Here is a 26,055-nt window from a genome sequence, read left to right as displayed (position 1 = left end):
ACCGTCCACACCCTTGATTCGCGGCATCAGAACGTTGGCGTGTATTTCACGCTGAACATTACGTTACGCGGATCACCGTAGTTGTTGTTGCCATTGAGCTGGTTATAGCCCGCAGTGAAGTAGGTTTTGTCGAACAGGTTGTTGGCGTTCATCGCCAGTTCGATCTCCGGCGTCATCTGGTAGCCGACACGGGCATTCCACACGGCGTAACCCGGCACGTTCACGGAGCTGTCATAGCCAATCGTATGGGTTTGAGCGGTGAAGCCAAGGCCCGTGCTCACGCGGCTCCAGTCACCGCTGAACTGGTAGTTGCTCCACACCCGCAGCATGTCTTTGGGCGTCCACCAACTGAAGATTTTGCCTTCACTTTCCGGGTCTTTGAGGTATTTGGTGGTGTTGTAGGTGTAGCCCGCAAACAGTTGCAGGCTGTCGGTCACTTCACCGCTGATTTCAGCCTCGATCCCCTGGCTGCGCACTTTCCCTGACGCGATTGAGCAGTACCAACCGTCGCAGAGCTGGGGCGATTGCATGTCAGGGACGGCACGGTTTTCCTGGTCATAACGGAACACCGCCAGGGAGGTGTTGACCCGGCCGTCCATCAACTCACCCTTGATGCCGACTTCGTAGTTGCTGCCGATCACCGGCTTGAGCACAGGGCCCGTTACGGTGCGGGCAGTCTGTGGTTCGAAAACGTCGGTGTAGCTGGCGTAGACGGCCCACTCGCGGCTCAGGTCATAGACGATGCCTGCGTAAGGGGTGACTTGCCCGGTTTCGTTGGTGGTGCTGTCCGGGTTGGCGGTAATGCCGGACGCTTTCTGGGTCCAATACTTGTAGCTGTAGTCGTACCAACTGACCCGGGAACCCAGTACCAGGGTCAGGGAGTCGACCGGCTTGACTCGCCAACTGCCATAGAGCCCTTTTTGACGAATGTCATAGTTGCTCGGAGTGCCCTGCCCCCCTGGGGAATTAATCAGGCCTTCGTAGCTGATGTCAGGACGGTCATGGTCGATACCGAAAATAGTGTCAGTGCTGTCATTGAAAGTACGGGCGTATTGGTCGTCCGTGGTCAGCTTCGAGTAGTTACCGCCGACCATGATCTCCTGCTGCATGGACCAGGCTTCGAATTTGCCGGTGAGGTTCATGTCCAGACCGATTTTGGTGGAGTCGAAGTCCGAGTAAAAATCGGCGTACTGCACGCCGCTGCCATCCGCGGCCAAGCCCTTGAGGGTGGATTGCACCCGCTGGTTCTTGGCTATATTGCTCTCGGTCTGGCGCACGGCGCCGACCTTGAAAGCCCAGTCGTCGTTGAGTCTGTGCTCCAGATCGGCATAAAGGGTGGTGACATCGATCTGAGAGTGGTTCCACTTCGCGCCGGTGTAGGTGCTGCGCGGCAGATCGATTGCCTTGCTGTCAGCGTAACGCGGGAAGCCGCGAACCATCGGCCGTGATTCGCCGCTGGAGTGGCTGACCGCCAGGCCCAGGGTGGTGTCGTCACGCAAATCGAAGTCCAGGGCACCGTACAACGAGGTGGTTTTACTCCAGGCGGAATCGACGAACGAGTGGCTGTCGTCCTGGTCGGCCACGAAGCGTCCACGGACCGTGCCGGTCTGGTTCAGCGGGCCGCCGGCGTCCAGTTGCAAGCCGTAATGATCCCAGGAGCCCGCCTTGCCGGTGAGGGTCACAGTGGGTGCGATCTGTCCGCGTTTGCGCACCAGATTCACCGCGCCACCAGGGCTGCCGGTGCCTTGCAGCAGACCGGATGCGCCACGCAGCACTTCCATGCGATCGAAGAAGATCAGGTCCTGGGTTGCCCAGTTGCCCAGTGCATAAGTGTTGCGCGGGATCGGTACACCGTCGTATTGCCAGTCGTCGATCTGGAACCCGCGCGAACTGAGGATCATGCCTTTGCCCACGCCCTGTGCGCCGACCAGTCCGGTGGTCTTGTTGGCCGCGTCCTTGAGGTCTGTCAGACCTTGATCGTCCAGCTGTTTGCGGGTCACTACCGTGATCGACTGCGGGATTTCCTTGAGGGTGTGGGTGCCCTTGCCGATGGTCACCGCCCGCGAGGTGTAGGAGCCAGAACCTTCGGTGGTGGCGTCGGTGCTGAGTTCAACGATGTTGGTAGCCCCCAGTTGCAGTGCGGCATTGCTGTCCATGACCGGCTCGACGCTGAAGTTGCCCTGGCCCGTCACTCGCAGTTGCAAGCCGCTGCCCGACAATGCCTGTTGCATCGCCTGCTCGGCGGGCATCTTGCCGACCACCGCAGGCGCCTGCTTGCCCTTTACCAGCGACGGCTCCAGCGAAACGATGTGTCCACTCTGGCTGGCAATGGCATTCAGGGTGCTGGCGAGCGGGCCGGACGGCAGATTGAAGGTCAGATCCTGCGCTTGCGCCAGAGTGGAACTGGCCAGCGCAGCCAGGGTGACGGCAACGCAAAGGGGATGGGGCCACGGGTTGAACACAGCGTTCTCCTGAAAATGTGAAAGTGTCAGGAGATAGGTGGGGCGAGAAATGAAAACCAGACACGAATGAGAGCGATTTTCAAAAATAACGCTTCAGCCGTGCTATTTCCCACGAATTAATGTCAACCAGGGGCTGTAGCGATCAACACGAATCGGCAGGGTTTCTGCCAGTGCCGCAAACACCCGATCCGGATTTTCTAGCGGGAATACCCCCTGGACACGAAGGTTGCGAACCTCGGGAGCCACCCGCACAAAGCCGCGACTGTAAGGGCGCAGTGCGTTGACGACTGCCTCCAGCGGGTCGTCCAGCACATTCAAGCGCCCGATCATCCAGTCAGCCCGATGATGTTGATCACCGGCGAGCGGAGCAATGTTGCCGGCTTGCATGACGGCTGACTGGCCTTCCTGCAAATCAATGCTGGTGCCGTCGAACAGCCGGACGTTGACCGAGTGCTGCAATACCACTACCCGCGTGGCGCCGTGTTCCTGGGCCACGAGGAATCGAGTCCCCAGTGCGCGAATTTCACCTTCTGCGGTGCGCACGCTCAGCGGACGAAGAGGATCGGCGGCGACCTGGATCACCAGCTCACCGTGGCGCAAAATCACCAGGCGGCGCTGGGTATCGAAGCGCAGGTCCACCGAACTCTCGGCATTCAGGCTCAGGCGACTGCCGTCGGCCAGGGTGAAGTCCTGACGCTGGCCGCGCCCGGTGTGCAGGTCAGCCAGCAGCGAGTCACCCCACGGGCTGCGCGCACCGACCCAGGTAGCCCCGCCGAGCAAGCCAAGCCCTGCAATTACCCTGAGCGCATCGCGGCGCGAAGCCTTGGGTTGGAGCAATAGTTGGCGCGCTTCTGCGGCCTGGCCGGGCACCCGTCGATCCAGTGTGCGAACGGCACCGAAGGAAGCACCCAGTCGCTCCTGCAAAGTGGCCCAGGCCTGGGCGTGGGCGGGATCGAGTACCAGCCAGGCATTGAAACGCTTCTGCAGCGACACATCCGGTTCGCCCGCACGCAGGCGCACCATCCAGTCGATCGCCTGCTCGCTGACAGGGTCAAGACGCCGCTTGCTCATGATGCACCTTCGCTCAGATAGCACTGACGCAAAGCCTGCTTCATGTAGCGGCTCACCGTGCGCTCGGACAGCTCAAGCTTGCGGGCAATCTCCACGTAGCTCAGGCCATCCAGCTGGCTGTAGAGGAAGGCCGCCTTGACCAGCATCGGCAGGCCGTCAATCGCCCGATCGATGGCCACCAGGGCTTCGATCAACAGCAATTGTTCTTCCGGGGACGGCGCCAGCGCTTCGGGCAACATGGACAGGCGTTCGAGGTAGGCCAACTCCAGCTTGCGCCGACGATGACGATCGAAGATCAGGCGTCGGGCAATGGTCGACAGGTAGGCACGGGGCTGCTCGATGGCGTCCGGGTCTACCCGTGCCACCAGTAACTGGCAAAACGTATCGGCAACCGTGTCCTCGGCATCGGCGTGATTGCGCAAATGCCGCTGGATATGGGACAGCAGCCAACGATGATGATCGCTGAAAAAAAAGCCCAACTTGCTGGTCGAAGGAGGTTGCACCGAGCGGCCCACCAGATGTAAGTGCGAATTATTCTCAATCTTACCCGCAGGACGTTCGCCACTTCAATACTTGGTTACAACTCCCCTGTCTGTAGAAAGCACGCGCCTAAACAGCCAGGCCAACCCCTGCAAAAATTTTACGCACCCTGCCCAAAACCGAGGAGGCCTATTGAATGCACAGTGCCATGGTCAACCTTGTCTCACCTTGGTTAAGCTACCGTCACTTGCGCATGACAAAGCCACGTTTTCGCCCTGACAGGAAAACGGTGGGCTGAGGCGGGTTTTCAGGCATTCCGAACATCCTGTAACGCCCGGCGTCCGCTTATCACTGCCGTGCCAAATACCTTGCAAAACGGCACTACTATGCCTAATCTCCCCCGCAACACACCCGCCATGCCTATGGTTGCTTCAGCAGCTAAGCACAAATTGTGCGGGTTTTTTATGCCCGGTAGCTTTTCAGCATGAAGCTTTTCAGCAAGCCCGCCATAGACATTCCTGCGCAACTGACCCTGCTCAAGCACCGCGGGCTCATCATTCAGGACGAAGCAAAAGCGCACTGCTTTCTCGAAGCAGTCAGTTTTTTCCGCCTGACACCTTACATGCGCTCTTTCCAGCTTTCGCACGATGCAGAGCACGGCTTCAGACCCGGGACTCGGTTGAAAGAGCTGACTCGTCTGTATGATTTCGACCGACGCCTGCGGCTGCTCGTTATCGATTCGATTGAACGGATTGAAGTCGCCACCAGGGCTGCCATCAGCAACCACATGGGGCCTCAACATGGGGCTCATTGGTATATGGATGCGCGCTTCTTCCAGCGTGATTATCGTCACCAAGTGCTGCTCGACAGTATTCGCAGCAAGCAGGAAAAAGCACGTCAGGACCATTTGCGTGAATGCCAGCGCATCGAAACTTCCCAGTCAACGGATACTCGCAAGGTAAAACTCAAGAACCTTCGAGCCAAGGAAAGCTATGCGCGCCATTACACACTGACCTACAACGCACCTGACCTCATGCCCGCTTGGGCCGCCATGGAAGAGATCACCCTTGGCGAGCTCTCGCACTTATTCAAAGGCCTGGCACGGGATGCCGACAAGAAAGCTATCGCCCGTCGCATGGCCCTGCACGGTCCACTGCTACAGTCCTGGCTGCACACCCTGACGACCATTCGCAATATATGCGCGCATCACGCACGACTATGGAATCGAGAACTGGGCATTCGTCCTGAACTCCCCAAAACGGTCAATTTCCTTTGGCCGCAATACCTGCAGAAGCCCGGACAGCACGCCCGAATGTTCACCGTGCTATGCATCCTCAATCTGCTGATGCGCCGGGTCAGCCCCCATACCAGCTGGGATACACGCTTACATGAGCTGCTGAGCGAGTTCCCCGAGATCAATCTGGCAGCAATGGGCTTCCCACCGAACTGGAAGAGCGACCCGTTCTGGAAAGCGCCTGACTGAGCGCGCCATGGACCTTCATTCAATCCTGCGAGCCGAGTAGCCGGTTTACTCGGCTCGCAAGCCAAACGCGGTCGCAAAACATCGCCCTGAACCTAAACGAACGAACGAACGAACAGGACGTCATTTATACCCATCCCGGATTTTCAGAGCGTCATGCGGCCGATATTTCCGGGGTCAACGCCTCATCCCCATCACAAAAAACGTCATTGCCCCCCCTCGGCAAAAAACAACTGAGAAGCATTAGTAGTATCATTGCCATCTGTTTCTCCCGGTGTTTCTACCCGCCATGACCCCCCTTCCCCCGAACACGGCGCCCTGCGTACTCATCGTCGACGACAGCCGCAAAATTCGCGAACCGCTGGCCGCGTACCTGCGCCGCCACACGTTTGATGTGCGCACGGCAGCGGACGCCGCGGGCATGTGGCAATTGCTCAAGCAACACGCCTTTGACGTGATCATTCTCGATGTGTCGTTACCCGATGGCGATGGCTTTGACTTGTGCAGCAGGCTGCATCGGCGCGCCGACACGCCGGTGATTCTGCTGACCGCCCGGGACACTTCGGCAGATCGGGTACGTGGCCTCGACCTGGGAGCAGACGACTATGTGGCCAAACCCTTTGAACCGAGAGAGCTGGTTGCGCGGATCAACAGTGTGTTGCGTCGCCACCGTCCTGGCGCCGCGAAGCAGGTTGCATCGGCAAGCGCCCTGAAGATGAGCCCCTGTTATCGGTTCGCTGGCTGGCTGTATAACCCCAGTCACGCCACGCTGACCCGTGATCAAGGGGCGCAGATTGTGCTCAGCACGGTGGAAAGCAAACTGCTGCAGGTGTTTCTCGACCAACCCAATACGCTGCTGCCTCGCGAGCGCCTGATTGATCTCACGACCGCCACCGACAGCGATGTCAGCGACCGCGCCATCGACCGCCAGGTCAGTCGCCTGCGCCGCAAGCTGGCGTACAGCGCCGGGGAGCCCGAGTTACTGCGCACGGTCTGGGGCGGCGGTTATCTGTTTGCGGCCGATGTCACGTTGCAAGCGCCATGAATCGTCTGCGCGCCCTGTGGCCCCGCAAGATGCTGCATCAACTCAGTGCGTTGTTGTTGCTCGCGCTGCTCGCCTCCAATGTCATCGCCATCGTGTTTGTGCAACATACCGGCGCGTTGATCCATCCCCTGTCGCGCACCATGAGCCTTGAGCGATTGGTGACCGCCCATCATGTGGCCATGGAAGCCCAGGACGAGGTCTTCGACCGGCTGCTGGGGGCGATCACCAGCGCAGATGCACGTTTCTGGATCTCCACCCAGGCCGACGTCGAACCCTTTGCCATGCGTGCCGAAGAACAGCGAATGGCCAGCGCCCTGCGCGAGCAACTGCAACTGCCCCAGGACGTGCGCGTGGCCATGCAACTGGAACGGGTCAGTGGCGACCATGCCCGGGGGCGCGTGTTCAGCCCCGACGGCTGGGCCCCCCTGCGGCTGCGCAGCAGTATCGAATTGCCCGACGGCCGCTACCTCAACGCCCTGCAACATCCGGCAGGCGCCTACGAATGGGGAAATATGCTGGCGTACAGTCTGCCGGTGACGACCGTTCCGGTGCTGTTGATCGTGATGTTCTGCATCAGCCGCGTAGTGCGTCCGGTCAAGACCCTGGCCCAGGCCACCGAACGCGTCAGCCGCGGGGAATGGATTGCGCCACTGCCTCTGACCGGCCCACAAGAAGCACGTGACCTGACGGCGGCCTTTAACACCATGCAAGCCAATATCGCCCGCCATGTCGAAGGCCGTACCCGAATGCTCGCGGCGCTCAGCCACGACCTGAACACGCCCATCACTGAACTGCGGCTGCTGCTGGAACTGCTGGAAGAGAGCCCGGCCCGCGAGGACATGCTCGAAAGCCTGGATGAGTTGAGTGCGATGGTGGGCGCAACCCTCAACTTCGTTCGTGACGATGCCGTGCAGGAGCCCACGCTGACAATCGTGCTGAATGACATGCTGGAGGATCTGGCCAAGCGCTACCGACTCATGAAGCAGCCGGTCACCTGGTCAGGCTCGGCGCCGATCATGCTCACCTGCCGTCCCCTGGCGTTGAAGCGGGCCTTGACCAACCTGATCGACAACGCACTGCGTCACGCCGCAGATGCCACGTTGACGCTGTACCAGGAGGACCCCGGCACCCTGCGACTGGAAATTCTCGATCACGGCCAGGGCCTGCCGCAAGAATGGCTCAGCAAAGTGTTCGAGCCCTTCGTACAGTTTGGCGCCGCCGACGGTTCTCACAATGGCGGCATCGGCCTGGGCCTGGCCATCGCCCGCGCCTGCGTGCAAGCCCACGGCGGCGAACTGCTGCTGGAAAATCGACCGCCCGCCGGGTTGTGCGCCGTGGTCAGGCTGCCGATGGCCCTGGTCAGAAGTTCAGCGTAGCCCCCATCCACAAGGTGCGACCGTAGTTCACCGTGCCGTAGGTTTCGTCGTCCAGACGCTTGTCCGTCAGGTTGTTCAGTGAGCTGTTCAACGTGATCGAGTCTGTGAGTTCGTAAGAGCCGCCGATATCAGCCGTGGTGTAACCCGGTGCAGGCACGTCAGCCAGGGTGTTGCCGGTTTCTTCACCGTAATAGCTGACGGACGCCCAGGCCTGGGCACGGTCCGTCACCACCCACTCGCCGCGCACGTTGGCTTTCTGTTTGGGCGTCAACGCCAGTGGGGCGCCGGCGTTGGCGCCGCTTTTCTGTTCAGAGTCGGTGTAGGTGTAGTTGGCCTTGAGCAAGACGCTGTCGCTGACATCCCATTGACCGGTCAGCTCAACGCCCTGGATCACGGCCTTGTCGACATTGACGCGATCCATGACAATGTAGCCATTCCATCGCTCATCAGTGGTGACGGTAGAGAGTTTGTCTTTGAAGTCGTTGTAAAACACCGTCGCGCCTGCCGACAAATTGTCGCGATTGGACCACAGCGCGGACATTTCGTAGTTGGTGCTCGACTCGGGCTTGAGGTCCGGGTTGCCAAACATCACGAAGCGATTGCGGCGCAGGTAGGCGTAGTCCTTGACCACGGCACGCAGCTCCGGCGCCTTGAAGCCACGGGCGATGCCGCCCTTGAGGGTCCAGTTGTCGGTTGCGCGCCACACCCCGTAGATTCGCGGATTGGCGTGGGTGCCGTACTGTTCGTGGTGGTCCAGGCGCAATCCTGTGGTCAGGGCAAAGGTATCGGTCATCGCCCATTCGTTTTCGGCAAACACGGCCTTCTGTACCACTGAGAACTCGTAATCGACGCGATCACCCAGGCCCTGGTTCCAGTCGGTCAGCTGGCTTTCATTCCACTGCACGCCGACGGTGCTGACATTGTGCGCAGTCGGCACCACCAGTTTGGCGTCAAACACCGTGCTCTTGATCTCGGGCTTGCGGCCGTAGATATCCGTTTGCGCAGGTGTCGCCTTGCCCTCGCGGCTGGACGTTTCCTGGAACAACGCCATGTCCGACGTCGCCCAGCCCCAGCGCCCCTGGTGTGACAGCGACCAGTGATCGCGATTGCTCTCTTGTTCGCGGGTGGCCCAGTTTGCGCTCACGCCATCGCCGTTCTTGAGGCGCGTGGCGCCCGCTTCCAGCAGGATGTCGTGGTCGACTGTCGGGGTGAATGCCAGCCGCGCGGTCAGGTCACGATGATCGGCATTGCTGAAACCATTGGTTTGCTCAATGTCGTCGTCCGCCTGGCGGTCCAGATAACGGCCCCAGACCTGCAAACCTAGAAAATCCTCGCGCAGCGGACCACTGAGGTAGAACTGTGTCTGGCGGGCATTCCCCTGGTCGCTGTGCTGGCGCGCCGAGTAGTCGTAGCCCACAGAGCCGCCCCACTGGGGCGACACTTTGCGGGTGATCACGTTAATCACCCCGCCAATGGCATCCGAGCCATACAGCGATGACATCGGCCCTCGAACCACCTCGATGCGCTCAATGGCCGCGGCTGGCGGCACGAAGCTCTGCTCATAACCGCTGTTGCCGTTGACCCGCGACTCACGGGCGCTCTGGCGTTTGCCATCGACCAGAATCAGGGTGTAATCGGCTGGCATGCCACGAATGGAGATATCCGTCTCATTGGCCCCGCCGTTGACCACTACACCTTCAACGTCACGCACGGCGTCGCCCAGGTCCCGATAGGATTTGCGCCGAAGCGTCTCCCCATCAATCACCGTGATCGAGGCGGGCGCATCCTCGATGCTCTGCTCGTAACCGGAAGCCGTAACGACCATTTCATCAAGGGTCAGTGCTTGCGGATCTGCCGCCTGGGCAGAAGTCCCCAGCGTGCAGGATGCGCCTGCAGCCAAGGCCAGACGAACCCACAGGGGCAATGGGTGAAAGCGAAGAGACGAATGCATGAAGCGTCCTTATGATTCAACTTAAAAGAGAATCGTAATCATCTACACCCCTGTAGATTGGACAAAGTGTGACAACCCCCGGCGCTCACTCTTAAAATCCGCCCGCCAGCAAAGTGGTGCCGCAGCCCTGTACCATGACCGCCCACCACGCCCATGCCTTTGGAGCTTCACGTGCCTGATACCCGCCCTCCCGCGCTGGATGAAATCGACCGCCAATTGATTGCGGCCTTGCAGCTCAATGCACGGGAAAGCGTTGCGATGCTGGCTCGCCAGTTGGGAATTGCGCGCACCACCGTGACATCTCGGCTGGCACGACTGGAGAAAACGTCGGTGATCACCGGTTACGGGGTTCGCCTGGGGCAGCGCTTGATTGATGGCGGTTTGCAGGCTTATGTCGGGATTACCGTACAGCCACGCTCAGGCAAAGAGGTGGTCCGGCGCTTGAGCGCAATGGCCCAGGTGCAGCAACTGTGCGCGGTCAGTGGCGAGTTCGATTACGTGGCCTGGCTGCGCAGTGATTCTCCCGAGCAACTGGACCAATTGCTCGACCAGATCGGCAGCGTCGAGGGCGTCGAGAAAACCACCACCTCCATCATCCTCAGCAGCAAAGTTGATCGCGGATAAGTCACTTCGACTGCCAGCTTCGTCACATTGACTAAACAAAAGCCATAACGACGACAGTTTGCGTCTTATTACCGTGTTCCACGCTCCCTATCATGGTGCCTGTCTTTTCCTATACTCAACGTTATGCGTGAGTCGCCAGCAAGGTCAGCCATGAACAAGAATAATCGCCACCCTAACGACGGCAAAAAACCCATCACCATCTTCGGCCCGGACTTTCCGTTTGCCTTTGATGACTGGATCGAACACCCGGCGGGCCTGGGCAGCATCCCGGCACACAAGCTTGGAGCTGAGGTGGCGATTGTCGGCGCCGGGATGGCCGGGATGGTGGCGGCTTATGAGCTGATGAAACTGGGTCTCAAACCCGTGGTGTATGAAGCGTCGAAGATGGGCGGACGTCTGCGCTCGCAAGCCTTTGAGGGCAGCGAAGGGGTTATCGCCGAACTCGGCGGCATGCGTTTCCCTGTGTCTTCCACGGCGTTTTATCACTACGTCGACAAGCTGGGCCTGGAGACCAAACCCTTCCCCAACCCGCTGACGCCCGCTTCGGGCAGCACCGTGATTGACCTTGAAGGCCAGACTTTCTACGCACAAAAACTGGCGGACCTGCCTGCGCTGTTTCAGGAAGTGGCCGATGCCTGGGCGGACGCACTGGAAGCGGGCTCGCGCTTTGGCGATATTCAGCAGGCCATCCGCGACCGAGACGTGCCTCGCCTGAAAGAGCTGTGGAACACCCTGGTTCCCCTGTGGGACGACCGCACGTTCTACGACTTCGTCGCCACGTCCAAGGCCTTCGCCAAGCTGTCGTTCCAGCACCGCGAAGTGTTTGGCCAGGTGGGGTTCGGCACCGGTGGCTGGGACTCCGACTTCCCCAACTCGATGCTCGAGATTTTCCGTGTGGTGATGACCAACTGCGACGATCACCAACACCTGGTGGTTGGCGGTGTTGAGCAAGTACCCCTGGGGATCTGGCGTCACGCGCCCGAGCGCTGCGCCCATTGGCCTGCTGGCACCAGTCTGAGTTCGCTCCACCACGGCGCACCACGTACCGGGGTCAAGGCCATCTCTCGTTCAGAGGACGGGATGTTTTCCGTCACCGACATACTCGGGGTGACTCGTCCATATGAAGCGGTGCTGGTGACCTGTCAAAGCTGGCTGCTGACCACCCAGATCGAATGTGAAGAGTCGCTGTTCTCCCAAAAAGTGTGGATGGCACTGGACCGTACACGCTACATGCAATCCTCCAAAACCTTTGTCATGGTCGACCGCCCGTTCTGGAAAGACAAAGACCCCGAGACTGGCCGTGACCTGATGAGCATGACTCTCACCGATCGCCTGACCCGCGGCACTTACCTGTTCGACAACGGTGACGACAAGCCGGGGGTGATTTGCCTGTCGTACTCGTGGATGAGCGATGCGCTGAAAATGCTCCCGCACCCGGTGGAAAAGCGCGTGAAGCTGGCCCTCGATTCGTTGAAAAAGATTTACCCCAAAGTGGACATCGCCAGCCGCATCATCGGCGATCCGATCACGGTGTCGTGGGAAGCCGACCCGCACTTTCTGGGTGCCTTCAAGGGCGCACTGCCGGGGCATTACCGTTACAACCAGCGCATGTACGCGCACTTCATGCAGCAGGACATGCCCGGCGAACAGCGGGGGATCTTTATCGCTGGCGACGACGTGTCGTGGACCCCGGCCTGGGTGGAAGGTGCAGTACAGACTTCATTGAACGCGGTGTGGGGCATCATGACCCACTTTGGCGGCAGTACCCACGCGGCCAACCCCGGGCCGGGCGATGTGTTCCACGAAATCGGCCCGATTGCATTGCCGGATTGATCCCTGTGGGAGACCTCAAACCGCTTTCGTAGCCGTTGCCGAAGGCTACGTCCGATTGCGTAGCAATCGTAAAATCCAAGTCCCAGATCCATCTGTCTCACCGCAGTACCTGGATTTACGACGACTGCGTCGCCGGACGCAGCCTTCGGCAGTTGCTACGAAATTTGTCAGCGGCAGTTTCAACGGGAAATTTGACCACCAGGAGAACCCCATGCGCGTCGCCCTTTACCAATGCACGCCTCTGCCCCTGGATGTCGCGGGCAATCTGCAGCGCTTGAATGACATTGCACGGCAAGCCGAAAACATCGACCTGCTGGTTCTACCCGAAATGTTCCTCACGGGCTACAACATCGGCGCCCAGGCCGTGGCCAGACTCGCGCAAACCCACGACGGCGACGCCGCCAGACAGATTGGTGAACTGGCAAAAGCCACTGGCATGGCCATTGCCTACGGCTACCCCGAACGCGGTGCAGACGGGCAGATCTACAACAGCGTGCAGTTGATCGACGCCCACGGCAAAAGCCTGTGCAACTACCGTAAAACCCACCTGTTCGGCGAACTCGATCACTCGATGTTCAGCAAAGGCCCCGATTCATTCCCGGTCATCGAACTCAATGGCTGGAAGCTTGGCCTGCTGATTTGCTACGACCTTGAATTCCCGGAGAACACCCGCCGCCTGGCGCTGGCCGGTGCCGAGTTGATTGTGGTACCCACCGCCAATATGGCGCCCTACGACTTCATCGCCGATGTCACGGTGCGCTGCCGCGCCTTCGAGAACCAGTGCTATGTGGCCTACGCCAACTATTGCGGGCATGAAGGCGAGATCCATTACTGCGGCCAAAGCAGTATCGCCGCGCCCGACGGCAAGCAAATAGCGCTGGCCGGGCATGAGCAAAGCCTGCTGATTGCGACCTTGCAACGTCAGCAACTGGCGGATGCCAAAACCGGGAATTTTTACCTGGCGGACCGTCGCCCCGAACTTTATCGCGAGCTGAGCAAGCGCTAAATCCGCTAGCATGAGCGCATCTCTGTTCCGGAAGTGCCCATGCCTGCGCTGAATCACCCTCACCCCCAACGTCAGACACTTGAAAACGGTCTGACCCTCTGCGTGCGCCATGAGCCGCGCCTCAAGCGCTGTGCGGCCGTTATACGGGTTGCCGCAGGCAGCCACGATGTGCCCGCAGCGTGGCCCGGCCTCGCGCATTTCCTGGAGCACTTGCTGTTTCTGGGCACCGCGCGCTTCCCGGCGGCAGACAACCTGATGGCTTACGTGCAGCGCCACGGCGGCCAGGTCAATGCCAAAACCTGCGAACGACATACCGACTTCTTTTTCGAGCTGCCACCGGCCGCCTTTGACGGCGGGCTTGAGCGCTTGTGCGACATGCTCGCCCATCCGCGCATGGCTCTGGATGACCAGCTTCGCGAACGTGAAGTGCTGCACGCCGAATTTATCGCCTGGGCCCGCGAAACGCCTGCCCAGCGGGAGATGAAGTTATTTCAGCCACTGAACCCTGCTCATCCGCTGCGGGCATTCCATGCAGGCAACCGTTACAGCCTGCCCGTGCCGCGCGCAAGCTTTCAGCAAGCCCTGGAAGACTTTTACCAAGGGTTCTATCAGACCGGGCAAATGACCTTGAGTCTGAGCGGTCCGCAATCAACCCAAGACTTGATCGTCCTGGCTGAACGTTGCAGCGCTGTGTTGCGCCCAGGCGACACCCTGCTGCAGGCTTGCCCGCCAGCGCTGCTGACCGGCGTTGAACCCCAGTATCAACACATGGACGGACCGTCCCTGAGCCTGATGTTCGCCTTGGAACAGTTGCCGCCAGAGTCCGCCCAGGCCCTGGATTTTCTGTGCCACTGGATCAACGCAGACAAGCCCGGCGGCCTGCTCGCACAATTACGCGAACAGGGGTTGGTCGACACCCTGAAAGCCACACCGCTCTATCACTTCAAGAGCCAGGCACTGCTGCAGATCGAGTTCAAAGCCACCACCGATATTGCCCCGCAGGCCATGCAGATTCGCGACACGCTCCATGACTGGCTGGCGTTCTTCAGCGCACAGCAGGACTGGCCCACGCTGCGTGAGGAGTTCCACCTTCTGCAGCAGCGTCAGCAAGACGTCAGTGGCGCGCTGGAACTGGCCCGCCGTGATTGCGAGCAACGTGCCCCCGGCCTGTCGGATCAGGGCGTAATAACCCTCAAGGCTGTGCTCGAGCAGATACAACCTGCGCCCATGCCGTCATCGCAACAGGCCTGGCATTTGCCTGCACCCAATCCGTATCTGCACGCGGCGAAAGAGCCGGTCAGCGCCGGCCTGATCCGCGGGCAAACCAGCGCTCACCGTGGCTTGCGTACCTTTGCCCAGGACCGCTTGCGCACTCGCCGCGACGTGTCTGCCATGAGTTTCAGCACCGCAGTGCCCAGTCACAGCGGCGAAGCGGCGATTTACCTGCGCTGGCGTCTTCTGCCCGCAAAGCCAGCTGACGATCTGCCGGCGTCACTGGAAAACAGCCTGCGCTCGCTGATACTCGATGCCAGACAGGCTGGGGTTGAAGTGTCGCTCAATGGGTCAGGCAATGACTGGCTGCTGAAAATGTCCGGTTTCCACGAGCCAATGCCCGCCATTCTCGAGCACGCGCTGCGTGTGCTCAGCGCACCATCGGCCAAGCCGCCGGGCAACCTGTCCCCTGGCGCCACCTTGATGCCGATTCGCCAACTGATCAAACGCCTGCCCGAGCTGTGCCAGCCAGCCAGCGAGCCAGCACTCAACGATCTGCAAGACGACTGGTCCAAGGTGCACTGGGACGGCTTGGCGGTCGGTCTGCCCGCCACCACGCAGGCCTTGATCACACCTTTACTGCACAAGGTTCCCGGCACCCCGGATGCGCATCTGGCGCAGCATGACGAGCAGCCAGCCCAACGCCATTGGCACACCGAAGCCAGTGATTCCAGCGAACACGCGCTCATCCTGTTTTGCCCGACCCCCAAGGCAACGCTGGCTGACGAAGCCGCCTGGCGCATGCTCGCCCAAGTGATGCAAACCCCGTTTTATCAACGCCTGCGGGTCGAGTTGCAATTGGGTTATGCCGTGTTCAGCGGCCTGCGCCAAATTAATGGTCAAACCGGGCTGCTGTTCGGGGTGCAATCGCCTCACGCCTCAACGACGCAGATCTTTGAGCACATCCAGAATTTCCTCGTGGAGTTGCCGAAATTGATCTCGACGCTAGATGAAATATCTTTCACCCAAGCCCGTACTGCCTTGGCACAACAATTCTCGACCGAGGCCCTGGGGGTGTTCCAGGCCGGTGAATTGTTATGGCAAGCCAAACTGGCGGGCCACCCGTCGGATTACCTGACAGCCCTCTACACAGCACTTATGGCGCTGGATCAAGGCACTACACTGAAGGCGGCCGAGCACATTAACTCGCCGCAAAGCCGTTGGTTATGCTTGGCCACAAGCCCGGAGACTGAAACGTTTTATCAAGGGAGAAGCTGATCGTTACCAACCACGTAACGGGCTTTCTTCGACATTGAGCGTTCAAAAACCGTCAAATTTAGTAACATAGTCACCTAAGCGTTTGAACAACTCCCTCGGGAGCTGGACTAATCAAGAGACACCCATTCACCCACTCACTGAAGGAGTCACCTCATGGCTTGGACTAAACCTGCTTACACCGATCTGCGCATTGGCTTTGAAGTCACCATGTACTTCGCAAGCCGTTGATCTGCCCGGCCTCTTGAGTAAAAGAGCCCAGCAGAGCAGCCCAACGCCTCGGTTCGCCGGGGCGTTTTTATTTTCAGCATCGCAAGAGAACACGCCATGTTCGTCCAGATTCTAGGCTCCGCCGCTGGCGGTGGATTCCCGCAGTGGAACTGCAACTGCGTCAACTGCGCGGGTTTTCGTGATGGCACCCTGCGTGCCACCGCTCGCACTCAGTCCTCCATTGCGATTTCCGATGACGGTGTGAACTGGGTGCTGTGCAACACCTCGCCCGATATTCGTGCGCAACTGCAAAGCTTCGCCCCGATGCAGCCGGGCCGCGCCCTGCGTGATACCGGGATCAGCGCGATCATCCTGATGGACAGCCAGATCGATCACACCACCGGCCTGCTCAGCCTGCGCGAAGGTTGCCCCCATGATGTGTGGTGCACCGACATGGTCCACGAAGACCTGAGCACAGGCTTCCCGCTGTTCACCATGCTCAAGCACTGGAACGGTGGCCTGAACTGGAACCGTATCGAGCTTGAAGGCTCGTTCACCATCCCGGCCTGCCCCAACCTGCGTTTCAGCCCGCTGCCGTTGCGCAGTGCGGCGCCGCCGTATTCGCCACACCGTTTCGACCCGCACCCGGGCGACAACATTGGCCTGATCGTCGAAGACCTGCGCACCGGCGGCAAACTGTTCTACGCCCCGGGGCTGGGCAAAGTCGATGCACCGTTGCTGGACATCATGGCGGGCAGCGATTGCCTGCTGGTGGACGGCACGATGTGGGACGACGACGAGATGCAACGTCGTGGCGTCGGCACCCGCACTGGCCGCGAGATGGGCCACCTGGCGCAAAATGGCCCCGGCGGCATGCTCGAAGTGCTTGAGCAACTGCCCGGGCAGCGCAAAGTCCTTATCCACATCAACAACACCAATCCGATCCTCGACGAAGACTCCGCCGAGCGTGCCGAACTGGCCCGCCGGGGCGTTGAAGTCGCCTTTGATGGCATGAGTATCGAGTTGTAAAAGCTGAACCTTGTAGTCGCTGCCGAAGGCTGCGAAGGGTTGCGCAGCAACCCGTTTTCTCGAAGACCCTGCGGTCCATATCGCAGCCTGCGGCAGCGACTACATAGAATACTTTCCGGAGGCACCAGATGACCCAAGCCCCACTCTCCACCGCCGAATTCGAGGCCGCGCTGCGTGCCAAAGGCGCTTATTACCACATCTACCACCCCTATCAGGTGGCGATGTACGAAGGCCGCGCGACCCGCGAGCAGATTCAGGGCTGGGTCGCCAACCGCTTCTACTATCAGGTCAATATTCCGCTCAAGGACGCCGCCATCCTGGCCAACTGCCCGGACCGCGAAGTGCGCCGCGAGTGGATTCAGCGCCTGCTAGACCACGACGGAGCCCCCGGCGAAGACGGCGGCATCGAGGCCTGGCTGCGTTTGGGCCAGGCCGTCGGCCTGGACCCGGACCAACTGCGATCCCAGGAACTGGTACTGCCCGGCGTGCGCTTCGCGGTGGACGCCTACGTCAACTTCGCCCGCCGCGCCAGTTGGGAGGAAGCCGCCAGCAGCTCGCTGACCGAGATGTTCGCGCCGCAGATCCATCAGTCGCGCCTGGACAGTTGGCCCCAGCACTATCCGTGGATCGACCCGGCCGGCTACGAGTACTTCCGCACCCGCCTGGGCCAGGCTCGGCGCGACGTGGAGCACGGGCTGGCGATTACCCTGCAGCACTACACCACCTACGAAGGCCAGCAGCGCATGCTGGAAATTCTGCAGTTCAAACTCGACATTCTTTGGAGCATGCTCGATGCCATGACCATGGCCTACGAGCTTGACCGCCCGCCGTACCACAGCGTGACCCGCGAACGTGTCTGGCATAAAGGAATCACCCTATGAGCTTTGATCGCAGCAAAGTCCCGACCTGGCGCACCGGCTACCGTTTTCAGTACGAACCGGCGCAAAAAGGCCACGTGCTGCTGTACCCCGAAGGCATGATCAAACTCAATGACAGTGCCGCACTGATTGGCGGCCTGATCGACGGCCAGCGCGATGTCGCGGCCATCATTGGCGAACTGGACAAACAGTTCCCCGGCGTACCCGAGCTCGGTGCAGACATCGAGCAATTTATGGAGGTCGCTCGTGCAGAGCACTGGATCGAACTCGCCTGACAGCCCGATGGCGTTGCCACCCAAGCCCGAAGTGGGCTTGCCGCTGTGGTTGCTGGCCGAACTGACCTATCGCTGCCCGCTGCAATGCCCGTACTGCTCCAACCCGCTGGACTTTGCCCAGCAAGGCAAAGAGCTGAGCACCGAGCAGTGGATCAAGGTTTTTCGTGAGGCACGGGAGATGGGGGCTGCCCAACTGGGCTTCTCCGGGGGCGAGCCACTGGTACGTCAGGACCTGGCCGAGCTGATCGGCGAAGCCCGCAAGCTGGGCTTTTACACCAACCTGATCACCTCGGGCATTGGCTTGACCGAGCAAAAGATCAGCGACTTCAAAAAAGCCGGGCTGGACCACATCCAGATCAGCTTCCAGGCCAGTGACGAGCAAGTGAACAACCTGCTGGCCGGCTCGAAAAAAGCCTTCGCGCAAAAGCTCGAAATGGCCCGCGCCGTGAAGGCACACGGCTATCCGATGGTGCTGAACTTCGTCACCCATCGGCACAATATCGACAAAATCGACCGCATCATCGAGCTGTGCATCGCCCTTGAGGCCGACTTTGTTGAGCTTGCCACCTGTCAGTTTTACGGCTGGGCCCAGCTCAACCGCGTCGGCTTGCTGCCGACCAAAGAGCAGCTTGTCCGTGCTGAGCGCATCACCAATGAATACCGCGCCAAACTTGAAGCCCAGGGCCACCCCTGCAAGCTGATTTTCGTCACCCCGGATTATTACGAAGAACGCCCAAAAGCCTGCATGAACGGCTGGGGCAGCATCTTTTTGACCGTGACGCCTGACGGCACGGCCCTGCCGTGTCATGGTGCACGGCAAATGCCGGTCGAGTTTCCCAATGTGCGCGACCACACCATGCAGCACATCTGGTACGACTCGTTTGGCTTCAACCGTTTTCGCGGTTATGACTGGATGCCCGAGCCTTGCCGCTCGTGCGACGAGAAAGAAAAGGACTTCGGCGGCTGCCGTTGCCAGGCCTTTATGCTCACCGGGGACGCCAGCAACGCCGACCCGGTCTGCAGTAAATCGCCCCAACACGACCTGATTCTCAAGGCGCGCGAAGAAGCAGAGCACGCCACCCAGACCATTGAACAATTGGCCTTCCGAAATGAACGAAACTCACGTCTCATCGCTAAAGGCTGAACCGTTCAGCGCCGCGCTCGCTGTGGCCGCCGGGGTCGATTTCGCAGAATTGCGCGTCGGCCTACAGGGCCTGTTCTGGAACGAATACCGACCACAGGATGCTGCCTGTCGCATCTGGCATTGGCGCGACGGCGAGGCCCGCTGCCTGACGTCCGACGGTTTCAGTGTACGCAGCCGGGTCTACGAGTACGGCGGCGGCGCGTTTTGCCTGAGTGATGACGCCGTGGTGTTCGTCAACGAGGCTGACCAGCAGGTGTACCGGCAACCTCTGGACGGCACTGCCCCGCAGCCCCTGACCCAGGGCGCCTGCCGTTATGGCGACGTGCAGTTTGCTGCGGGCCAGGTGCTGGCTGTCGAAGAACACCTCGATCAACATCGACTGGTCAGCATCGACCTGAGCACCTTGGAGCGCCAGGTTCTGGCCGAAGGGGCCGACTTCTACGCAGCGCCCACACCGAGCCCCGACGGCCAGCGCCTGGCCTGGATCGAATGGAGTCGTCCCCATCAGCCGTGGACCTCGACCCGCTTGATGCTGGCTGAAGGCCAAACCGCTGGGCGCTGGAACCCCGCGCATTGCCTGGCGGGCGATCTCGCAGAAGAATCGCTGCAACAACCGCGCTTCGACGAACACAATCGCCTGCATTGCCTGACCGACCGCGCGGGGTTCTGGCAGCCGTGGGCCGAGTCGGGTGAGGGCCTGATGCCTGCACCCAGCGCCCACGCCGATCATGCCCCTGCACCTTGGCAATTGGGCGCCAGCACCTGGCTGCCGATGGGCGAGCAGGCCTACCTCGCCAGTTGGACCGAGGCTGGTTTCGGGCATTTGGGCATCCGCACGGCTGACGGCACCATTGACGACTTCACCGGCGAATACAGTCGCTTTCGCAGCCTGGCACTGGATGATGAGTTCATCTATTGCATTGCCGCGTCGCCTGTCTACCCATCGGCAGTGGTGCGCATCAGTCGCACCGACCACCGCGTCGACGTGCTGGCCGGTGGCGTTGCGCCGCTGCCTCCCGAGCACATCAGCCGTCCGCAGACCCTGTGCTATCCCTCAGGCGGGGGCCAGGCACACGGTTTTTTCTACCCCTCGATGCAGGGCGAAATCAAACCGCCCGTGGTGGTGTTTATCCACGGCGGCCCGACGTCTGCCTGCTACCCGATGCTCGACCCGCGTATCCAATACTGGACCCAGCGCGGCTTTGCCGTGGCCGACCTCAACTATCGCGGCAGCAGCGGCTATGGCCGTGCCTATCGGCAATCCCTGCATCTGAAATGGGGAGAGGTGGATGTGGAAGACGCCTGCGCGGTGGTCAGCTATCTCGCCGAACAAGGACTGATTGACCCCGGCAAGGCATTTATTCGCGGTGGCAGTGCAGGTGGTTACACCACGCTGTGCGCGTTGGCGTTCAACAACGTATTTCGGGCAGGTGCCAGCCTGTATGGCGTCAGCGACCCGATTGCCCTGGCCCGTGCCACCCACAAGTTTGAAGGTGATTACCTGGACTGGCTGATCGGCGATCCGGAGCACGATGCCCAGCGCTACGCGGCTCGCACCCCACTGTTACACGCCAGCCAGATCAGGGTGCCGGTGATTTTCTTCCAGGGTGAACTGGACGCTGTCGTGGTGCCGCAACAAACCCGGGACATGCTCCTGGCCTTGCAAGCCAACGGCATCCCGGCCAAGGCCCATTACTACCCCGACGAGCGCCACGGTTTTCGCAAGGCCAGCAACCAGGCCCACGCACTGGAACAGGAATGGTTGTTTTACAGCCAATTATTGACGCACTGATCCCGTGGGAGCGGGCTGCTCGCGATAGCATCAACTCAACCTGCCTGATAGACCGAGTTGCCTGAATCGCGAGCAAGCCCGCTCCCACCCGAATCAGTTGCCGCACTAGCGCTTGGCGATAATCCACACCGCGTGCACGATCCCCGGAATGTAACCGCACAACGTCAGCAGAATATTCAGCCAAAATGCCCCTGCAAAACCCACTTGCATAAATACGCCCAACGGCGGAAGCAGGATGGCGAAGATGATTTTGATAAGGTCCATATTCACAGCTCCCAATGATTGGCGGGCTCAATCAAGCCCTACCGACAATCGACTGCGAGCTCAGGCCAAAGGTTCAGTCAGCACTTATCCACAGACAAAAAAAACGCCCCGTGCCGAAGAAATCAGGCACAGGGCGACGCGTTATACCGCGAGACGGTTCTTTAAATTCTGTGTGGCAGATGCAGTCAGACCGCAACACCGCGACGGCACTGCAACTGAGCCGTGCGAACACGGGCAAAGGCCCGGGCCAGACGCAGCAGCATTTCATCTATGTTGCCCTTGCTGACGCACAGTGCCGGGGTAAACCGCAGGCAATCAGGTTGCGGCGCGCTGATCAGCAGCCCCTCGTACAGCGCCGCCTTGACCACCGCCTGGGCCGAGTCGTCCGATAAGGTCAGCCCCCACAGCAGACCCTGCCCACGCAATTCACCCTGTGCATAACTATTGGCCAAACGGCCCAGGCCTTCGCGCAAGTGCTGCCCCGCGTCACGGACCTGCTGCAAAAAGCCCTTCTCCAGCATCGTGTCGAGCACTGCCAAGCCTGCTGCGGTCATCAAGGCATTGCCATGATGGGTGCCGCCCAGTTCGCCTGGCGCCAGGCAGCATGCCTTGCCGCGAGCCAGCAGCGCAGCCAGTGGCACTCCCCCGCCCAGGCCCTTGCCCAGGGTGATGATGTCGGCGCGAATGCCGTAATTCTGCTCCGCCAGCAACGTGCCGCAACGGCCCATACCGGTCTGGACTTCATCCAGAATCAGCAAAATCCCCAACTCGCGGCACAAACGCTCCACACCCTTGAGGTAATGCTCGGTTGCCGGGATCACGCCGGCTTCGCTTTGCACCGGTTCCAGCATGATTGCCACGGTCTGTGCATCGACGGCCGCATGCAACGCGGGCAAGTCGTTGAACGGCACATTGATAAAACCCGGCAGTTGCGGCTCGAAACGGTTATCCACCGTCGCGCTGCCCGAGGCCGACATCGCACCAAAACTGCGACCATGACAACTGCGGCTGGCCGTGATAATCCGGTGTGCGCCCCCGCGATGCAGTTGCCCCCATTTGCGCGCCAGCTTGATTGCGCCCTCGTTGGCCTCAGCCCCGGTATTGAGCAAATGCACTTGATCGCTGCCAGTGCTTTCACACAAACGATGCGCCAAATCCAGCATCCCCCGGTTTAAAAAACCCGCACCTGGGTTCATCAAGGATTGCGCTTGGTCAGCCATCGCCTTGACCAGCACCGCCGGGCTATGGCCCAGGCTATTGGCCGCCCCGCCCTGGGTGAAATCCAGGTACGCACGGCTGTCGCTGTCCCACATCCACGAACCTTGTCCGCGCACAAACACATGGGCTTCGCGCTCAACGCAAGGCATAAGGTACTCACGGGAAGGGTGGTTGCCAGATATCGAGGGTGCCGAATGCGCAGCCATCTCTTCAAGACTGGGGGAATGGCGACGCAGGTTAAACAGGTTCATGCACGCGGACCTTGTGACCATAAACAGATTCGATTTGCAACCTGCGGCTGTTCATATAGAAGGTAAACCTCTCGATGGGTTTATTGCCCTGCCTATGTAAAACGCCGCTGCACATCAGCCTCTCTGGCTCGATGAGCCTTGTGGAATGGGCGTAGACTAGGCGCCTCAAGGCCAATGGGCCATTTCGTTTTTTAAGCATTTTCGATAAGTATTACTTATGGATTTCAAGCAACTGCGTTATTTCGTCGCGGTCTATGAAGAAGGCCATGTGGGCCGTGCTGCCGAGCGTCTTTCTATCTCGCAGCCAGCCCTTTCGCAGCAGATCCGCCAGCTCGAACACAACCTCGATGTCAGCCTTTTTGAGCGCAGCAGCAAACGCCTGCTGCCCACGCTTGCAGCGCACACGTTGTACAACCACGCCTTGCCACTGCTCGATGGTTTGCAGCGGGCCAAGGAGGCCTTGCACCATTTCCAGGGCCAGGCCCTGCGCACGATTGCCATCGGCGTGTTGCAAACCGTGCACACCAGCCTCGTCCCGCACATGCTGGAGCGTGTGCGCCAGGCCCAACCCCATTTGGTGGTACAGATTTACGAGTTGACCGGCATCGAGATCGAACGGCGCCTGCTCAATGGCTCACTCGATATTGGTATCAGCTACCTGCCGCCACGCCAGCCAGGCCTGCACGGCATGATGCTGTACGAAGACGAGCTTCAATTGGTCATCCCGGCTGATCATCCGCTGCGTGAATTCAAGAAGGTTTCACTGAGCCAGGCCGCAGAGCTGCCGATGCTGTTGCTGGGGGAAGAGTTTCAGGTGCGCCAGATCTGGCAAACCCAGCTCGCCAACCTCGGCCGTCGACCGCAGGTCCAGGCCGAGTTGAATACCATGGCCGGGATCCTCGACAGCCTGCCCCACAGCAAACTGGCCACCGTATTGCCGGGGCGCTCGCGCCATCAACATGACGACCAGACATTGCTGTGGAAACCCCTGAGTGAGCCTCGCGTACCGCTGAAGGTCGGGCTGGTGTGCCGTGATGTGCAGCGTCAGCAAGCCACATTGGGGCTATTACGCACGCTGCTTGAGGATGTGATGCAGAGCAATGAACAAACGTTGTAGCCGCGTAGCAGCTGCTACGGAGGGATCTAACGTCAAAGTAAAAATTCTGACGCACAAAAAAGAAAACCCCGCCGAGGCGGGGTTTTACAGACTGTTTCCCTGACATCCTTTTCACTCCGCCATCCTGGCAGAATCCTACGTGTCCCTGTTGTTGCTTTGAGCTTCCTGCTCTACGTCCATGGAAAGTAGATTACCTCTGGATCCAATCTGGCGATATGGGAGATTGTCAGCATGCAATGTAAGCAAATGCTTACAAATTAATAAACCCTTTAAAAATGTGCCTCGTCCAGCAGATAAAGGGAATCGCTGCCCGCCTTCACCGACGCGCTCAATGAATGGATCCGCGGCAGCAAACGTGCGAAGTAGAAGCGTGCAGTGCCCAGTTTGCTGGCATAAAAGGCTTCATCGGCCTCTTTGCCCAACGCGGCCCTGGCCATCAACGCCCACATGTACGCATACGTCGTGTAACCAAAAACTTGAAGGTACTCGACCGATGCGGCTCCGATCTCGTTCGGGTTGTTTTGCGAGCGGTCCAGCACCCAGGCTGTCAACTGATCAAGTGTGTCCAAAGCCGACGCCAATGGCTGGGTGAACTCATTCAGATCGCTGTTGGCCGAGGCGATGAACTGACGAATCTCGTCAGCGAACTGGCGATAGTAAACACCCTGGTTACCCACGATCTTGCGCCCCACCAGATCCAGCGCCTGGATACCATTGGTGCCTTCGTAGATCTGGGTAATACGCACATCACGCACCAGTTGCTCCTGGCCCCACTCACGAATGTAGCCATGACCGCCGAACACTTGCTGACCGTGCACCGTGGTTTCAAGCCCAAGATCCGTCAGGAAGGCTTTGGCCACAGGCGTCAGCAAGGCAACCAGGCCATCAGCCCGCTCACGCGCCGATGGGTCTTCGCTGAACTTGGCAATGTCCAACTGATTGGCAACATACGTCGAAAAGGCTCGACCCCCTTCGTTCGAAGCCTTCATGGTCAGCAGCATGCGGCGCACGTCCGCGTGCACGATGATCGGATCCGCCACTTTGCCCGGGGCTTGAGCGCCGGTTGCAGCACGCCCTTGAAGGCGGTCGCGGGCATATTCAACCGCGTTCTGGTATGAGCGCTCGCCGCAGGCAAGACCCTGAATGCCAACCCCCAGGCGTTCATAATTCATCATGGTGAACATCGCAGCCAGGCCACGGTTGGGCTCGCCCACCAGGTAGCCGACGGCTTCATCGAAGTTCATCACGCAGGTGGCAGACGCCTGAATGCCCATTTTGTGTTCAATCGAGCCGCAGGTAACCGGGTTGCGATCACCCAGGCTGCCATCGGCGTTGACCATGAACTTCGGCACCAGGAACAGCGAAATGCCTTTGGGCCCGGCAGGCGCATCCGGCAATTTGGCCAGCACCAGGTGGATGATGTTTTCCGTCAGGTCGTGTTCGCCGCCAGTGATGAAGATTTTGGTGCCACTGACTTTATAAGAGCCATCCACTTGAGGTTCGGCTTTGGTGCGAATGATCCCCAGATCCGTCCCGGCATGGGGTTCGGTCAAGCACATGGAACCGGCCCACACGCCCGAATACATATTGGGCAGATAGGTGGCTTTCAGTTCTTCGCTGGCGTGGGCGTTGATCGACACACAGGCGCCGGCGGTCAACATCGGATACAGGCCGAAGGACAGGCCGGAGGAGTTGATCATTTCTTCGACCTGGGCCGACACCGCCTTGGGCATCCCCATGCCGCCGAACTGTGGATCACCGCCTACGCCGACCCAGCCGCCTTCGGCGTAGGTGCGATAGGCATCGACGAAACCTGCGGGGGTGGTCACCGCACCATTGTCCCAGTGACAACCTTCTTCATCACCGCTTCGGCTCAGCGGCGCGATGCTTTTAGCGGTGACCTTGCCCGCCTCTTCAAGAATGGCTTCTACCGTTTCAGCATCCACGGTGTCTGCCAACGCAGGCAATTGCGCCCAAAGTGTAGCGACCTCGAACACTTCATTGAGGACGAAGCGCATATCGCGCAGGGGCGCTTTGTAGTCAGCCATGGCAAACCTCGTAA

21 protein-coding genes are annotated in these 26,055 nt (G+C 60.0%); 14 read left to right on the top strand and 7 right to left on the bottom strand.

The features are described from left to right. Positions 1-26: 26 nt before the first annotated feature. The 3 genes from VSQ83_RS01520 to VSQ83_RS01510 all read right to left on the bottom strand — a co-directional run bounded on the left by VSQ83_RS01520 (position 27) and on the right by VSQ83_RS01510 (position 4,036). Positions 27-2,462, bottom strand: coding sequence for a TonB-dependent siderophore receptor (locus VSQ83_RS01520; RefSeq protein WP_326425127.1), 2,436 nt, complete (start codon positions 2,460-2,462; stop codon positions 27-29). Positions 2,463-2,564: 102 nt separating this feature from the next. After that, positions 2,565-3,533, bottom strand: coding sequence for a FecR domain-containing protein (locus VSQ83_RS01515; protein ID WP_133075295.1), 969 nt, complete (start codon positions 3,531-3,533; stop codon positions 2,565-2,567). Next, positions 3,530-4,036 (bottom strand): sigma-70 family RNA polymerase sigma factor, encoded by a 507-nt coding sequence (locus VSQ83_RS01510; RefSeq protein ID WP_219262869.1) that lies wholly within the window; start codon positions 4,034-4,036, stop codon positions 3,530-3,532. The genes VSQ83_RS01515 and VSQ83_RS01510 overlap by 4 nt, the downstream gene beginning before the upstream one ends. Positions 4,037-4,497: 461 nt before the next feature. On the opposite strand from VSQ83_RS01510, the gene VSQ83_RS01505 reads away from it, so the two are divergent. From VSQ83_RS01505 to VSQ83_RS01495, 3 genes are all read left to right on the top strand, one after another. Further along, positions 4,498-5,496 (top strand): Abi family protein, encoded by a 999-nt coding sequence (locus VSQ83_RS01505; RefSeq protein ID WP_326425124.1) that lies wholly within the window; start codon positions 4,498-4,500, stop codon positions 5,494-5,496. 286 nt (positions 5,497-5,782) lie between these two features. Beyond that, positions 5,783-6,538 (top strand): response regulator transcription factor, encoded by a 756-nt coding sequence (locus VSQ83_RS01500; protein ID WP_326425122.1) that lies wholly within the window; start codon positions 5,783-5,785, stop codon positions 6,536-6,538. Positions 6,539-6,570: 32 nt separating this feature from the next. Then, on the top strand, positions 6,571-7,914 hold the full coding sequence (locus VSQ83_RS01495) for an ATP-binding protein (protein ID WP_405046748.1): 1,344 nt from the start codon (positions 6,571-6,573) through the stop codon (positions 7,912-7,914). On the opposite strand, the gene VSQ83_RS01490 is transcribed toward VSQ83_RS01495, so the two are convergent. Continuing rightward, positions 7,898-9,865, bottom strand: coding sequence for a TonB-dependent receptor domain-containing protein (locus VSQ83_RS01490; RefSeq protein WP_326425120.1), 1,968 nt, complete (start codon positions 9,863-9,865; stop codon positions 7,898-7,900). The genes VSQ83_RS01495 and VSQ83_RS01490 overlap by 17 nt on opposite strands. Positions 9,866-10,036: 171 nt before the next feature. Here VSQ83_RS01490 and VSQ83_RS01485 point away from each other — a divergent pair, with 171 nt between their 5' ends. The 10 genes from VSQ83_RS01485 (at position 10,037) to VSQ83_RS01440 (ending at position 21,143) form a co-directional block, all read left to right on the top strand. Beyond that, positions 10,037-10,489, top strand: a complete 453-nt coding sequence (locus tag VSQ83_RS01485; RefSeq protein WP_019823049.1) for an Lrp/AsnC family transcriptional regulator — start codon at positions 10,037-10,039, stop codon at positions 10,487-10,489. Positions 10,490-10,639: 150 nt separating this feature from the next. Further along, positions 10,640-12,322, top strand: coding sequence for a flavin monoamine oxidase family protein (locus tag VSQ83_RS01480; protein WP_133075290.1), 1,683 nt, complete (start codon positions 10,640-10,642; stop codon positions 12,320-12,322). 211 nt (positions 12,323-12,533) lie between these two features. After that, positions 12,534-13,328 (top strand): nitrilase-related carbon-nitrogen hydrolase, encoded by a 795-nt coding sequence (locus tag VSQ83_RS01475; RefSeq protein WP_133075289.1) that lies wholly within the window; start codon positions 12,534-12,536, stop codon positions 13,326-13,328. Positions 13,329-13,367: 39 nt separating this feature from the next. Beyond that, positions 13,368-15,818 carry a pyrroloquinoline quinone biosynthesis protein PqqF gene (pqqF, locus tag VSQ83_RS01470; RefSeq protein WP_326425118.1) on the top strand — a complete coding sequence of 817 codons (2,451 nt, stop codon included), beginning with the start codon at positions 13,368-13,370 and terminating at the stop codon, positions 15,816-15,818. 153 nt (positions 15,819-15,971) lie between these two features. Further along, the gene (gene pqqA, locus VSQ83_RS01465; protein ID WP_003444522.1) at positions 15,972-16,046 is read left to right on the top strand and encodes a pyrroloquinoline quinone precursor peptide PqqA; all 75 of its coding nucleotides are present in this window, start codon (positions 15,972-15,974) and stop codon (positions 16,044-16,046) included. A gap of 96 nt (positions 16,047-16,142) precedes the next feature. Next, a complete protein-coding gene (gene pqqB, locus VSQ83_RS01460; RefSeq protein ID WP_133075287.1) occupies positions 16,143-17,054 on the top strand; it encodes a pyrroloquinoline quinone biosynthesis protein PqqB in 912 nt (303 codons plus the stop codon). Positions 17,055-17,182: 128 nt separating this feature from the next. Beyond that, positions 17,183-17,935: a pyrroloquinoline-quinone synthase PqqC gene (pqqC, locus tag VSQ83_RS01455; protein ID WP_133075286.1), complete on the top strand. Its 753-nt coding sequence runs from the start codon at positions 17,183-17,185 to the stop codon at positions 17,933-17,935. After that, positions 17,932-18,207: a pyrroloquinoline quinone biosynthesis peptide chaperone PqqD gene (pqqD, locus tag VSQ83_RS01450; protein ID WP_133075285.1), complete on the top strand. Its 276-nt coding sequence runs from the start codon at positions 17,932-17,934 to the stop codon at positions 18,205-18,207. Before pqqC ends, pqqD begins: the two co-directional genes overlap by 4 nt. 7 nt (positions 18,208-18,214) lie before the next feature. Beyond that, positions 18,215-19,351, top strand: coding sequence for a pyrroloquinoline quinone biosynthesis protein PqqE (gene pqqE / locus VSQ83_RS01445; protein ID WP_019823034.1), 1,137 nt, complete (start codon positions 18,215-18,217; stop codon positions 19,349-19,351). After that, the gene (locus tag VSQ83_RS01440) at positions 19,317-21,143 is read left to right on the top strand and encodes a S9 family peptidase (protein ID WP_326425116.1); all 1,827 of its coding nucleotides are present in this window, start codon (positions 19,317-19,319) and stop codon (positions 21,141-21,143) included. The genes pqqE and VSQ83_RS01440 overlap by 35 nt, the downstream gene beginning before the upstream one ends. Before the next feature lie 105 nt (positions 21,144-21,248). Here the strand turns inward: VSQ83_RS01440 and VSQ83_RS01435 are convergent, their stop codons facing one another. Next, positions 21,249-21,407 carry a YqaE/Pmp3 family membrane protein gene (locus VSQ83_RS01435; RefSeq protein WP_004419451.1) on the bottom strand — a complete coding sequence of 53 codons (159 nt, stop codon included), beginning with the start codon at positions 21,405-21,407 and terminating at the stop codon, positions 21,249-21,251. 185 nt (positions 21,408-21,592) lie between these two features. Beyond that, complete coding sequence (locus VSQ83_RS01430; RefSeq protein ID WP_133075282.1) at positions 21,593-22,876, bottom strand: aspartate aminotransferase family protein; 1,284 nt, start codon at positions 22,874-22,876, stop codon at positions 21,593-21,595. A gap of 217 nt (positions 22,877-23,093) precedes the next feature. Between VSQ83_RS01430 and VSQ83_RS01425 the strand changes: the two genes are divergently transcribed. Next, positions 23,094-23,993 (top strand): LysR family transcriptional regulator, encoded by a 900-nt coding sequence (locus VSQ83_RS01425; RefSeq protein WP_133075281.1) that lies wholly within the window; start codon positions 23,094-23,096, stop codon positions 23,991-23,993. Between the two features lie 269 nt (positions 23,994-24,262). Here the strand turns inward: VSQ83_RS01425 and VSQ83_RS01420 are convergent, their stop codons facing one another. Next, positions 24,263-26,041: an acyl-CoA dehydrogenase C-terminal domain-containing protein gene (locus tag VSQ83_RS01420; protein WP_219262862.1), complete on the bottom strand. Its 1,779-nt coding sequence runs from the start codon at positions 26,039-26,041 to the stop codon at positions 24,263-24,265. Between the last annotated feature and the right edge of the window lie 14 nt (positions 26,042-26,055).

The sequence above is a fragment of the Pseudomonas sp. DSV-1 genome (genome assembly GCF_035830915.1).
GTDB lineage: Bacteria > Pseudomonadota > Gammaproteobacteria > Pseudomonadales > Pseudomonadaceae > Aquipseudomonas.
This window is presented reverse-complemented; position numbering and strand designations above follow the sequence as displayed.